Origin of the sequence: Burkholderia anthina (genome assembly GCF_001547525.1) — a bacterium.
Classification (GTDB): Bacteria; Pseudomonadota; Gammaproteobacteria; order Burkholderiales; family Burkholderiaceae; genus Burkholderia; species Burkholderia semiarida.
Window position 1 is genome coordinate 906,363 of sequence record NZ_CM003768.1, and the last position, 13,817, is coordinate 920,179.

At 71.3% G+C, this 13,817-nt stretch carries 6 protein-coding genes; 4 read left to right on the top strand and 2 right to left on the bottom strand.

Annotated elements, in window-relative coordinates:
• Positions 1 to 132: 132 nt before the first annotated feature.
• A complete protein-coding gene (locus WS64_RS04280; protein WP_060965792.1) occupies positions 133 to 2,424 on the bottom strand; it encodes an FUSC family protein in 2,292 nt (763 codons plus the stop codon).
• A 182-nt stretch (positions 2,425 to 2,606) separates the two neighbouring features.
• On the opposite strand from WS64_RS04280, the gene recC reads away from it, so the two are divergent.
• The 4 genes from recC to arfB are packed head-to-tail and all read left to right on the top strand — an operon-like array spanning position 2,607 to position 12,353.
• Positions 2,607 to 5,945 (top strand): exodeoxyribonuclease V subunit gamma, encoded by a 3,339-nt coding sequence (recC, locus tag WS64_RS04285; RefSeq protein WP_060965793.1) that lies wholly within the window; start codon positions 2,607 to 2,609, stop codon positions 5,943 to 5,945.
• Entirely contained in the window at positions 5,942 to 9,649 is a 3,708-nt protein-coding gene (recB, locus tag WS64_RS04290; RefSeq protein WP_060965794.1) for an exodeoxyribonuclease V subunit beta, read from the top strand. Before recC ends, recB begins: the two co-directional genes overlap by 4 nt.
• Positions 9,646 to 11,952, top strand: a complete 2,307-nt coding sequence (locus WS64_RS04295) for an AAA family ATPase (protein ID WP_060965795.1) — start codon at positions 9,646 to 9,648, stop codon at positions 11,950 to 11,952. The genes recB and WS64_RS04295 overlap by 4 nt, the downstream gene beginning before the upstream one ends.
• Positions 11,949 to 12,353 carry an alternative ribosome rescue aminoacyl-tRNA hydrolase ArfB gene (gene arfB / locus WS64_RS04300; protein WP_059573930.1) on the top strand — a complete coding sequence of 135 codons (405 nt, stop codon included), beginning with the start codon at positions 11,949 to 11,951 and terminating at the stop codon, positions 12,351 to 12,353. The genes WS64_RS04295 and arfB overlap by 4 nt, the downstream gene beginning before the upstream one ends.
• A gap of 52 nt (positions 12,354 to 12,405) precedes the next feature.
• Here the strand turns inward: arfB and WS64_RS04305 are convergent, their stop codons facing one another.
• Positions 12,406 to 13,686, bottom strand: coding sequence for a sensor domain-containing phosphodiesterase (locus WS64_RS04305; RefSeq protein ID WP_059573929.1), 1,281 nt, complete (start codon positions 13,684 to 13,686; stop codon positions 12,406 to 12,408).
• Positions 13,687 to 13,817: the final 131 nt, after the last annotated feature.

A 13,817-nucleotide genomic window follows, 5' to 3' on the forward strand; every position in this document is an offset into this window, starting at 1 on the left:
GTCGATTCGCGGCTTCCGGCGTGACGGGCGCCGTGCGGAACCGGCGCGCCGTATCGACAGGTCAGCCGTGCGTCAACGTGACGCGGGCGCGAATTTCGGGCGGATCCGCGCGTAGAACACGGACATCCGCGCTCAGGCGGGCAGGCGGATCACGCTCGCGTCCTTGCGGATCAGCAGCGACGACGCGAGCATCTGCTTGCACTGGTGCGCGAGCACCTTCAGGTCGTGCGTGAGCTCGGCGCCGACCGCATCGGATTTTTCCGCGGACACGACCATCGCATCGAGATCGCGCGTGATCTGCTTCGATGCTTCGAGCTGGTCGGCCGGCGGCGGCTCGCCGGCTTCGGCCTTCTCGAGATTGTCGAGCACGGCGGCCAGGCCGCGCTGCAGCGCGTCGTCGTGGACGAGCCCGCCGTCGGCCGCGCACGCGCTGCGGATCAGCGGCGCCGCAGCCGTGATCTGCGCGCCGAGCACGTGCGTCTGCACGAGCAGGTCGTTCAGTTCGGGCACGAAGCGCTGGTGCGCCTTCGGCTCGATCATCATCCGCTGGAACGCCTGCCCGAGGTTCGCGAACGCGATGTGCACGTCCTTGCGGGCGAGCCGGTAGCGGTAGTCGTCGTCGAGGCTGGCCGCCGGAGATTCGATCGCCGCGGCGACGCCCGCGACGACGGCGGCGCCGTCGGCGGCCGGCACCGGCGGCGGCGACATGCCGCGCCCGGCGCGCCACACGGCCTCGAAGTACTTGCGGGTGGCGCTCAGCATGTCGGTGACGAGCTTGCCCATCAGCCGGTATTCCCAGTACGGGAACAGCCGGCTCGCGGCGATCGCGATCATGCAGCCCACCACCGTGTCGATCGCGCGCTCGCCGATGATCCGCATGCTGCCCGGCGCGAGCAGGTGGAACATCAGCAGCACGTACGACGACGTGAACACGACACTCGCCGCATAGTTGAACAGCAGCAGGCTGTAGCTCATCACCATCGACCCGAACATGATCGCGATCAGCAGGTGCGTGTCCTTCACCGTGTAGATCAGCGCGACGCTCGCCGCGCAGCCGATCAGCGTCCCGACGATACGCGCCGCGTTGCGCTGCTTGGTCAGCGAGTAGCCGGGCTTCAGGATGATGATGGTCGTCATCACGATCCAGTATGCGTTGGTGAGCGGCAGCAGGCGCCCGATCCAGAAGCCGACCGCGACGGCGATCGTCACGCGCAGCGCATGGCGAAAGCTCGGCGAACGCATGTTCAGGTTCGAGAAGATCAGCAGCGGCGACAGGCGGCGGCGCTGCAGGAAGCGCGTGAGCGCCTTGTCGATCTTCAGTTCGGTTTGCTGCGGATCGGCGCGGCCCGACAGGTTGCGGCGCATCCGGTCGATCAGGCGCGTCGCGCTCCAGATGCGCCGGAACGTCGCGACCACGGCCGCATAGGCTTCCGCGTGGGTGGCCGCGAAGTTCTTCTTGCGCATCAGCTCGATCTCGTACTCGATCGCGCGCAGCTCGGCCTTCACGCTGATGTGCGAATGCGGCGCGCGGTTTTCGAGCACCGCGAGGCCGACCTCCTCGAGATCGGCCGCGGCCTTGCGGATCAGGTCGCGGTAGAAGATGATCAGGTCCGTTCCGCCGAACGTGTTGCGCACGAGCGGGTAGTCGGTGTGCGCGCCGACGAACAGCTCGTGCAGATCGACGCTGTTGATGAACAGGTTGTACATCGTCGTGCGGCCGGGATCGAGCTTGCCGCGCCGCAGCTTCGGCAGGTTGCGCAGCACGATGTCGCGCGCGGTTTCCTGCGTTTCGACCGCGGTAATCTGCCGGGCGACGAGATTGCGGTAGCACTCGTCGAGATCGGCGTCGAGATCGTAGAACTGCGCGCGCGCGAGCAGGTAGTCGGCGCAGGCGAACAGGCTTTCGGCCAGCGCCTGCTGCTCGATCCGGCGCGCCTGCCACTGCGACACGAGCGTGGCCCAGTACGTGTACCAGAGGCCGCCCGCGAGAATCCAGCCGGCGTTGACGAACGCCTGCAGCGGCGTGAACTTCTCCTCGAGCGTCATCACCATCATGAACAGCGTCGCGAAGCTGATCTGCGGCCAGCGGTTGCCGTAGACGACGATCAGCGACAGCACGAACGTGAGCGGCACGATCGTGAGCCACAGCGCGAAGATGTTCGGTGTCGCGAGGCCGGTGGCGAGCGCCGCCAGAAAACCGATCACGCTGCACGCGAGCATTTCGTTGTGCTTGTACTTGAGCGGGCCCGGCATGTCGACGACGCACGCGCCGAGCGCGCCCGTCGAGATCGTGAAGCCGAGCTCGCGGTTGTGAAACACGATCAGGCACAACACGGCCGGCAGCGACACGCCGACCGCGATGCGCAGGCCGCCGAAAAAATACTGGCTGTAGAAAAACTTTCTGATTTCGACCGAATAGCGCATCGATGGGCTGAATGGCAGACGAAGACGCCCGGGGGCGGCGTATTGACTGGCGACGAGTCTATCGTATTTCGCGGTTCGCAAAAGCTGGCTTTCCGGCCGAGGTTCGCGGCGGCGGCCCATTTGCTATCCTTGGTGATCCTGTTCGCCCGGCCCCGCCGGTCCGAGGTTCCGACGCCCGCTTCATGCTCCATCTTTTCTATTCGAACCGTCACGAAACGCTGGCCGACGCGCTGCTCGAGGATCTGGCCGCGTTTCCGGCCCGTAACGGCCCGTGGGCGCCGCAACAGGTCATCGTGCCGAGCGCGGCGCTGCGCCGCCGCCTCGAGCTCGACATCGCCGCGCGCAACGGCGTGTGCGCGAACGTCGAGTTCACGTATCTCGCGCAGTGGCTGTGGGCGCAGATCGGCCGCGTGCTGGCGGTGCCCGCGCGTTCGCCGTTCGCGCCCGACCGGCTCGTGTGGCGCTGCTACCGGCTGTTCGCGCAGGCGGCAGGCGACGCGCCGTGGCTCGCGTCGCCGCGGCTGGCCGCGTATCTGTCGGCCTCCGACGATGCGATGCGCTACGAGCTGGCCCATCGCGTCGCGGCCGTGCTCGATCACTACCTGACCTACCGCCCCGAATGGCTGGCCGCGTGGCAGGCCGGCGAATCGGTGCTCGCGGGCGACGCCGCGCCGCGCGGGATCAGCGACGCCGCGCGCGACGACGAGCGCTGGCAGGCCGCGCTGTGGCGCGCGCTGCTCGCCGAGCTGAGCGACAGCGGCACGCCGCCGGCGCACCGTTTCCTCGTCGAGGCGCGCCATCTCGATGCCGATACGGTCGCGCGCGCCGACTGGCCCGAATCGGTCAGCGTGTTCGCGCTGCCGACGATGCCGCCGCTGCATGTCGCGCTGCTGCGCGAACTGTCGCGCTGGATCGACGTGCGCGTCTACGCGCTGAATCCGTGCCGCGAATTCTGGTTCGACATCGTGACCGCCGCGCACGCCGAGGCGCTCGATGCGGCCGGGCGGCGCGATTACCAGGAAGTCGGCCATCCGCTGCTCGCCGAATGGGGCAGGCAGACGCAGGCGCAACTGCACATGCTGCACGAGCTGACTGAAAGCGCGGCGTCGGGCGATGCGTCGCGTTTCGTCGAGAATCCCGCACCGACGTGGCTCGCGCGCGTGCAGAACGCGATCCTCGAACTGCAGCCGGAGGCCGACATCGGCGGCACGCCGCTCGAGCGCGGGATCGAGGTGCATGTGTGCCACAGCCTCGCGCGCCAGCTCGAGGTGCTGCACGACCGGCTGCTCGCGTGGTTCGACGCCGATGCGAGCCTGCAGCCGTCCGACGTGCTCGTCGCGGTGGCCGATCTTGCCGCCGCCGGGCCGTTGATCGACGCGGTGTTCGGCACCGCAGGCGCCGGCGGCGCGCGGGTGCCGTACCGGATCACCGGCCTGCCGCCGTCGCAGGCGAACCCGGTCGCGCGCGTGCTGCTCGACTGGCTCGCGTTGCCGGAGCGGCAGGTCGGCGCGCCGGAGCTGGTCGAATGGCTGCGCGTGGATGCGGTGGCCGCGCGCTACGACATCGACGCGGCCGCGCTCGAAACGGTGCAGACCTGGCTCGCGGCCGCCGGCGCGCGGCGCGGGCTGTCGCCGCGCGCGAGCGACGACGCGGCCGTGCCCGCGCCGCGCCATACGTTCTCCGATGCGCTCGCGCGGCTCTTTCTCGGCTATGCGATGCCCGAAGGCGCGGCGCCGATCGGTGCATGGCTGCCGATCGAGGCGGCCACGGGCAGCGAGGCCGAACTGCTCGGCCGGCTCGCACGCTTCACCGACGATCTCGACGGCTTCGCGCGGCGGCTCGCGCAGTCGCACACGCCGCGCGGCTGGAGCGAGCTGTTCGCCGACACGCTCGCGCGCTTCTTCGATTCGGGCGCCGCGTATGCCGACGCGCTGGCCGGCGTGCGCGACGCGCTCGACGCGATGCTGGCCGCGATGACGGAAGGCGCGCCCGACGAGGCGCTGCCGGCGGCCGTCGTCCGCGCGGGGCTCACCGCGGCGCTCGACGATCCGGCCCGCGGCGGGGTGCCGTGGGGCGGCGTCACGTTCTCGTCGCTCACGAGCTTGCGCGGGCTGCCGTATCGCATCGTCTGCCTGCTCGGGATGGACGACGGCGTGCTGCCGAGCCTCGCGCGCGCGGACGAATTCGACCTGATGGCCGTGCTGCCGAAGCTGGGCGACCGGCAGCGCCGCGACGACGAGCGCAATCTGTTTCTCGACCTGCTGCTGGCTGCCCGCGACCGGTTGCTGATCACCTATACGGGCCGCAGCATCCGCGACAATGCGCCGTTGCCGCCCGCGGCGCTCGTCGACGAGTTACTCGATCATCTGGCGATCGTCACGGCGGGGCCCGGCGCCGCCCCGGATGCGGTCGATGCCGCGCGGCGCGCGTTCATCGTCGAGCATCCGCTGCAGCCGTTCGCGGCCGCGTATTTCCAGCCGGGCAGCGAACTCGTTTCGTACGACGCCGAGCGGGCGACGCTGGCGTCGCTGCTGGCCACCGAAGCGTCGCGCGGCGGGCCGCGCGAGCAGCCGTTCTTCGCGCGGCCGCTGCCGGCCGAGCCGGTCGAGCCCGTCGCGTTCAGCGAATTCGAACGTTTCTGGCGGCATCCGGCGCGCGCATTGCTGCGCGGCCGGCTCGGCATCGTGCTGGCGGACGCGCAGGCCGAACTGCTCGATACCGAGCCGTTCGCGCTGGACTTCGCCGGCAGCGACGCGCTTGCCGAGCGCGTGCTGCCGCTCCTGATCGAAGCGGGCGAGGGCGGCGTGCACGATCACGCGCTGCGCATCGCGGACGCGAGCCCCGAACTGCCCGGCGGCGCGACGGGCGCGGTGTGGCGCGACCAGGCGCTCGGCTCGATGACGCAGCTTGCGTCGAACGTGCGCGGTGCGCTGGCCGGCGGCATCGAGCGGCGGCCGTTCTCGCTCGCCGTCGTGCCGAAATGGCCCGACACCGAGCAGGCGCTGTTCGGCGCCGACGACGCGATGCTGGCGGCCGACGCGGTGAGCGCCCCGCTCGAGTTGCACGGCACGCTGAACCGGCTGACGCCGGGCGGGCAGGTCATCTACCGCTATGCGCGACCGAGCGCGCGCGACTACCTGTCCGCGTGGCTCGCGCATCTCGTCTACTGTGCGATCGAGCCCGGCGGCCCGCGCCGCACGCTATGGTTCGGCAGCGGCGGCGCGTTCGAGCTGACGCCCGTCGCGGCGCCGCTCGAACGGCTCGCGCCGCTGGCCGCGCTGTTCCGCGCGGGGCGGCGCATGCCGCTGCGGTTTTTCCCGCGCAGTGCATGGGCGCGGGTGTCCGACGGCGAGGCCAAGGCCGCGAGCGTGTGGATCAACGAGCGGGTCGTGAGCGAAGCCGACGATCCGGCCATCGCGATCGCGTGGCGCGGCGCGCATCCGTCGCTCGACGAGCCGTTCGGCACGCTCGCGCGGCTCGTGTTCGAGCCGCTCGTCGAACATCTGAAGGAGGTCGCATGAGCGCCGGGGCGCAGCAGCAGGCGCTCGAACTGGACGTATTCGCGTGCCCGCTCGACGGCGTCAACCAGATCGAGGCGTCGGCCGGCACCGGCAAGACATGGAATATCTGCGCGCTGTACGTGCGCCTGCTGCTCGAAAAGGATCTCGGCGCGGACGAGATCCTCGTCGTGACGTTCACGAAAGCGGCGACGGCCGAGTTGCACGAGCGGATTCGCGGCCGGCTCGCGCAGCTCGCGCATGCGCTCGACACGGGCGACGACGGCGGCGATCCGTTCATCGCGCGCCTGCTGGAGACCACGCTCGGCGACGACGGCGCGCTCGATCCCGAGACGGCGGTGAAGCGGATCCGGCGTGCGCTGCGCGCGTTCGACCAGGCGGCGATCCATACGATCCACGCGTTCTGCCAGCGCGCGCTGCAGGAAGCGCCGTTCGCGGCGGCGATGCCGTTCGCGTTCGACATGGAGGCCGACGATGCGTCGCTGCGCTTCGAACTCGCGGCGGATTTCTGGCGCACGCGTGTCGAACCGGCGGCCGCGCGCTGGCCGGGCTTCGCGACGTGGCTCGTCGAATCGGGCGCCGGCCCGGCCGCGCTCGATGCGCAGCTCGCACGCCGGCTGAAGAAGCCGCTTGCCGCGCTGCGCTGGGATGGCGTGACCGAGCCGGACGAATCGGCCGAAGCGGCCGCGGCCGAATGCTTCGCGGAGGCCGCGCGGATGTGGGCGGCCGAGCGCGACGCGATCGATGCGCTGCTGCGCGCCGCGCAGCCCGCGCTCAATCAGCGCTCGCACAAGCCCGACGCGCTCGCCGATGCGCTCGCCGCGTGGGCGGCGCATTTCGCGCAGGGCGACGCGACGGCCGCGCTGCCGAAAGCCGCGCTGAAGCTCACGCAAACCGCCCTGACCAAGGCGACGAAAAAAGGCGGTGCGACGCCCGCCCACGCGTTCTTCGACGTGGCCGACGCGCTCGAGGCCGCCGTGGCCGCGGCCGAGGCCACGCAGCGCGCGCGCTGGCTCGCGCTGATCGCCGAATGGCTCGACATGGCGCCGCGCGAGCTGGCCGAGCGCAAGCGCACGCGGCGCGTCGTGTCGTTCGACGATCTGCTCGCGAACCTGTATCACGCGCTGCACGCGCATCCGTGGCTCGCCGAGGCGCTGCGCGCACGCTATCCGGCCGCGCTGATCGACGAGTTTCAGGATACCGATCCGCTGCAGTTCGCAATCTTCGACCGGATCTTCGCGCCGGGCGGCCCGCTGTTCCTCGTCGGCGATCCGAAGCAGGCGATCTACAGTTTCCGCGCGGCCGATCTGCATACCTATCTCGCCGCGCGCGCACGGGCGAGCGCGTGCTACACGCTCGCGGTCAACCAGCGCTCGACGCCCGCGATCGTCGACGCGTGCAACCGCTTGTTCATGTCGAATCCGCGCGCGTTCGTGCTCGACGGGCTCGACTATTACGCGGTGCGCGCCGGCACGCGCGTGCGTGCGCCGTTCGTCGACGAAACCGATCCGGGCCCCGCCGGCGATTTCCGGGTGTGGGCGCTGCCGGGCGGCGAACGCACGCTGCTCAAGCGCGATGCGCAGGCGCAGGCTGCCCAGGCGTGCGCGGCCGAGATCGCGCGGCTGATGCGCGGCGCGCGTGAAGGGCGCGTGCGCTTGGGAGACACGCCGTTGTCGCCGGGCGACATCGCGGTGCTCGTGCAGACGCACCGGCAAGGCAGCCTCGTGAAGCGCGTACTCGCGACGTGGGGCATCGGCAGCGTCGAGCTGGCGCAGGCGTCGGTGTTCTCGACCGGCGACGCGGAGCAGCTCGAACGCGTGCTGGCGGCGATCGATGCGCCGGGCGACCTGCGGCGCCTGCGCGCGGCGCTCGCGTCCGACTGGTTCGGGCTCGATGCCGGCGCGCTGTGGCGCATGGAGCAGGGCGACGGCGGCGCGCCGCCCGGCGCGCCGGCGGCCGACAGTGCCGACGCGATGAGCTGGGTCGAGCGCTTCTCGCGGTATCGGCTGCTGTGGCGCGAACGCGGTTTCGCGGTGATGTGGCGCACGTTCACGCGCGAGCTGCGGATCGCCGAGCGGCTGATGGCCGGTGCGGACGGCGAGCGCCGCGTGACCGACATCAACCATCTGGCCGAGTTGACGCAGGCCCGTGCATCCGCGCAGCCGGGCATCGCGCCGACGCTGCGCTGGCTCGCCGCGCAACGGCTCGACGGCGGCGGCGAGGAAGCGCAACTGCGGCTCGAATCCGATCGCAATCTCGTGCAGATCGTCACGGTGCACAAGTCGAAGGGGCTCGAATACGCGATCGTGTTCTGTCCGTTCCTGAACGACGGCGGGCTGCGCGAGCCGCCGCCGTCCGCGTTGCCCGATGCGCGCGAGTATCACGACGACGCGGGCGATGCGGTGCTGCATTACGGATGCGACGACGAAGCGGCCGCGCACGCGGCGCGGCAGGCGCTGCGCGAGCAGGCCGCGGAACGGGCGCGGCTCGTCTACGTGGCGCTCACGCGCGCGGTCTATCGCTGCTATGTCGTCGCCGGGCCCTACCTGTCGTCGCGCTCGACGCGCGAAGCGCGGCGCAGCGTGCTCAACTGGCTCGTCGCGGGGGCCGGCCATGCGTTCGATGCGTGGCTCGACGAGCCGCCCGACGAAGCCGCGCTCGACGCGGCGTGGCACGCGCTCGCCGGCGGCCCCGTGAGCGTCGCGCCGCTGCCGGTGCCTGCGCGCCGCGAGCGTCTCGAAGCCGGGCACGACGCGTCGCAGACGCTCGCGGCGCGCCATGCGACACGCGTGCTGCGCGATGCGTGGCGGATGGCGAGCTTCAGCTCGCTGACCGCATCGATGGCGCGGGAGGAGGCGGGCGTCGCGGCCGTGCCCGACGACGAACTGCGGCCCGATCACGATGCGCTTGCGGCGGTGACGCCCGACGGCGAACCGATACTGGCCGAAACGGCCGCGGCCGGCCCGCCGGACGACGACATCCTCATGTTCCCGCGCGGCGCGGCGGCCGGCGAATGCCTGCACCGCCTGTTCGAGCTCAGCCGGTTCACCGAGCCCGAGTCGTGGCACACCGCCGCGCTCGGCGCGCTGCACGACCGGCCGGTCGAGGCCGAGCCGGAACTTGCGGCGCGCCTGCCGGCGATGATGGCGCGGCTCGTCGACGACGTCGTGCACACCGAGCTCGTGCCGGGCATGCGGCTTGCCGATCTCGACCCGGCGAAGCGGCTCGACGAAATGGGCTTCCTGTTTCCGGCGCCGTCGCTCGACCTGACGGCGCTACGCCGGCTGCTGGTCGCGCACGGCTATCCGGACGTTGCACTGGAGGCGGGTACGCTCGCCGGTTTCGTCAAGGGCTTCATCGACATGATCGTCGAACACGACGGCCGTTTCTGGATCGTCGACTGGAAGTCGAATTACCTCGGCACGACGCCGGATGCCTACGGCCCGCGCGCGCTCGACGTCGCGATGGCCGATCACGCGTATCACCTGCAGGCGCTGCTCTATACGGTCGCGCTGCACCGTTACCTGCGTGGCCGCCTGCCCGATTACGACTACGACACGCACATCGCCGGTTACCTGTACCTGTTCGTGCGCGGCGTGCGGCCCGGCTGGCGCAGCGGCGGCGAGCCGGCCGGCGTGCATGCGCGGCGGCCCGCGCGCGCGCTCGTCGACGCACTCGACCGGATGATGGAAGGGAGCCGCGCATGACCGCGTCCGACGACATGCTCGAATTCACCGGCGGCCTCGTCGCGCGGCTGCCCGAGCCGGCCGATTTCGGCATCGCGCTCGCGGAAGGCTTCGCGCGCCGCATCGGCGACCTCGCGCGGCGTGCCGGTGCGCCTCCCGCATCGGCACGCTGGGCGGCGCGCGCCGCGTTCGCGACGAGCCGCGCGACCGCCGGCGGCCACGTGTGCGTCGCGCTTGGCGCGCTCGCGCAGCGCTACGAAGCGCCGCTCGACGAGGTCCGCGCGGCGCTGGCCGCAAGCGGCGTGGTCGCGTTCGGCACGCTCGCGCGCGGCGACGAGCGGCCGCTGATCGTCGACCGGCTCGATCACCTGTACCTGTCGCGCTATTTCGATTACGAACGGCGGCTCGCCGATGCGCTCGTCGCGCAGGCCGGCGTCGCCGCGCCGGACGAACGCCTGTCGCCCGACCGGTTGCGCGACAGTCTCGCCCGTTACTTCGGGCCGGCCACAGGTGAAGTCGACTGGCAGCGCGTCGCGGCGATCGTCGCGCTGACGGGCCGCGTGACGATCGTCAGCGGCGGGCCGGGCACGGGCAAGACGACGACCGTCGTCGGCGTGCTCGCCTGTCTGCTCGACGCGCACCCGGGGCTGCGCATCGCGCTGGCCGCACCGACCGGCAAGGCCGCGCAGCGGATGCAGGAGGCGCTGCACGCGCGCGCCGGCGATCTGCCGCCGGAACTCGCCGCGCGCCTGCCTGACACGTCGTACACACTGCATCGGCTGCTGGGCGGCGGTGGAGCAGGCGGTTTCCGGCATCATCGCGACAATCCGTTGCCGTACGATCTGATCGTCGTCGACGAGGCGTCGATGATCGACGTCGCACTTGCCGCGCATCTGCTCGACGCGCTCGCGCCGGGCGCGCGGCTCGTGTTGCTGGGCGACAAGGATCAACTGGCCGCGGTCGAGGCCGGCGCCGTATTCGCGGAGCTGAGCGCGCGGCCCGCGTTCACGGCCGCGGCGCGCGCGCGCATCGCGCAGGCGCTGGGCATCGACGAGGCGGCGTTCGTCGCGGCGTTGCCGGTGCCGGACGAAGCCGCTCCGGCTGCGGTTCCGGCCGAGCATCCGGTTTCCGCTTCCGCACGGGCTTCGGCGTCGCCATCGGCGTCCGTACCCGTTTCACGCAAGCCGGCGGCCCGGCCGAAAGTCGATGCGCGACAGGCGTCGCTCTTCGACGACGAACCGCAGGACGACGAAGCGTCGTCGCCCGGCATCGCGCCACCACCGCGCGCGGAGTCGGCAACGACCGATGTCGGCGTACCGGGCGGCACTGCGCCCGCCTGGATCGAGGCCGACGAACTCGCCTGGCTCGACACTGTCGACCTGCCGCCGTTCGACACGGCCGATGCGGTGCTCGCATCGGTGACGGCCGCCGCATCGCCATTGACCGGCGAAGTCGCTGCCGCGTCCGCCGGCATGTCCGCTCCGGCACCGCTCGCGGATTGCGTCGTGTGGCTCGAACGCAATTACCGGTTCGGTCTCGATTCGCCGATCGGGCGGCTGTCGCTCGCGATCCGCCGCGGCGACGTGCAGGCGGCGCTCGATGCGCTGCCTGCCGACGACTCGGCCGCCGCGTCGTTTCATGACGATGCGGGCGACACGCTGGCGTCGTCGACGGTCGAGCGGCTCGCGCGGCGCTTCGGCGCCTATCTCGACGCATTGCGCGACGCGTTGGCCGCGCCGGTGCCCGATCCGCTGCCGATGTTCGACGCGCTCAACCGGTTCCGGATTCTGTGCGCGACCCGCGGCGGCTCGCGCGGCGCGGAACACGTCAATGCGCTGGTGGCCGCGCACGTGCGGCACGCGGCGCGCGTGCCGCTCGCGGTCGGCGCGCACTGGTTCACCGGGCGGCCGATCATGGTCACGCGCAACGATTATGCGCTGGGGCTGTTCAACGGCGACATCGGCATTGCGCTGCCCGACGCGCACGGCGTGCTGCGCGTATGGTTCCGGCGCGCGGACGGCACCGTGCGCGCGGTGTCGCCGGCCGCGCTGCCGCCGCACGAAACGGCGTTCGCGCTGACGGTGCACAAATCGCAGGGCTCGGAATTCGACGAGGCGGCGCTCGTGCTGCCCGCGTCGTTCGGCCGCGTGCTCACGCGCGAGCTCGTTTATACGGCGGTCACGCGCGCCCGCACGCGCGTGCAGGTGATCGGGCCGCGGCGCGTGCTGGCGCAGGCAGTCGCGACGCGCACGCAGCGCGATTCGGGGCTCGCGGCCCGCATCGACGAGGCGCTCGCCCGGCGCCGCATGGAGGTTTCGCGATGATGATCCGCTACACGCTCGATCCGGCCGAGGTCGAATGGACCGCCGTGCGTGCGCAGGGCGCGGGCGGGCAGAACGTGAACAAGGTGTCGAGCGCGATTCATCTGCGCTTCGACATCCGCGCGTCGTCGCTGCCGCCGGTGCTCAAGGAGCGGCTTCTCGCGCTGTCCGACCAGCGCATCACGCGCGACGGCATCGTCGTGATCAAGTCGCAGGAATACCGGACACAGGAGAAGAACCGCGAGGCGGCGCTCGCGCGGCTCGATACGCTGATCGGCAGCGTCGCGTACACGCCGCGCGCGCGGGTCGCGACGCGGCCGACGCGTGCGTCGAAAGAACGGCGGCTCGAACACAAGTCGCGCCGCAGCGTGGTGAAGTCGGGGCGAGGGAAGGTGGTCGACTGACGAACGACGGGCCGGTGCTCGTCGCGGGCGAAGGTCCGCCGCGCGCGGCCCGCTAGCGCATCACGGTTCCGGCGCTGTCGAGCACGAAATCGACGCAGAACACGACGAGCCGGCTCTGCGCGCGGATCGCGACGGCGGCCGTATAGCAGTCGCGGCCTTCCGTCAGCGAAAAGTGCGGGCCCATCAGCGCGACGCGCCCGGGGGCGGCGATCGCGCGCTGGAAATACGGGCGTCGCGACCAGTTGCTGTGGGTCTCCGGGAACAACGGGGCGAGGCGGGTCGCGCTCGCCTGACTATCGTCGAGCGGGGCGCCGATCGACGGCAGGAACTGTTCGCCCGTCTCGTCCGTGACGAACACGCGACGCGCGGCAGGCACCGCGAATACGCGTTGTGCGGCGTCCTGCAGATTGCCGCTCGCCGAAAACGCGGCCGCGCCGCCGAGCACGAGGCGTTCGATCGCGTCGAAGCCCGGCTGCCCGGCGGCCACCGGCGTGTGCCGGCGGGCGATGAAGCGCCGCCACGCGGCGTCGAGCATCGCGGGCGCCGCCGCGCTCGCGTGCGCGATCGATGCATCGGGCTGACCGAACCGGAAACCCTGCACGAAATCGATGTCGGCTTCCATCAGCGCCTGCAACGCGTCGTCGCTTTCCACGCCTTCGGCCAGCACCATCGCGCCGGCCTGGTGCAGCATCGACACGAGGTGATGCATGATGCGGCGGTCCTCGGCCGAGCTGGTCGAACGCTCGACGAGCGAGCGGTCGAGCTTCACGATGTCGGGTCGCGCCCGCCACACGCGGTCGAAGTTCGAGAAGCCGGTGCCGAAATCGTCGATCGCGATCAGGAAATCGCGATGCTGGATCATGTCGATCGTGCGGGCGAGCGCGGCTTCGTCGCGCGCCGGCTGTTCGACCACTTCCAGCACGATGCGGTTCGGCGGCAGCGCGAAATGCCGGCATAGCGCCTCGACGAACTCGCGCTGCACGAGGCCCGTATCGAGTACGCGCGGCGTCACGTTCAGGAACAGCCAGCCGTCGCCGATGCCCTGCGCGACGAAGTTGGCCGTGTGCAGGCAGCGCGCGAGCCGGTCGAGCAGCAGCGCGTCGGCGTCGCCGCGCGTCTTGTCGAGCAGGGCGGTGGGCGACGCCAGCGCGCCGTTCCCGTCGACGACGCGCAGCAGCGCCTCGTAGCCGACGACGCGCTTGTGCGTGATCGACAGCACGGGCTGGAACACGCTGCGCAAGGTCGTGGTGCGATAGGTGGCGAGCCAGCCGTGGGGTGTCGGCGTGAGGCGTTCGAGCAGGGCGTCGAGCGACAGGTCGCGGGTGGGCTTCATGTCAACGGTGCCCGGGCGGGGGCGGCGGGGCGTCGACACTCCGCCACGCCGATGCAGCCGCATGCGCAGGCGGACGCGAAAGAACGTGGGGCATCGAGACTGCCTTCTGCGGATAAGTGTCCCGAGTGTAA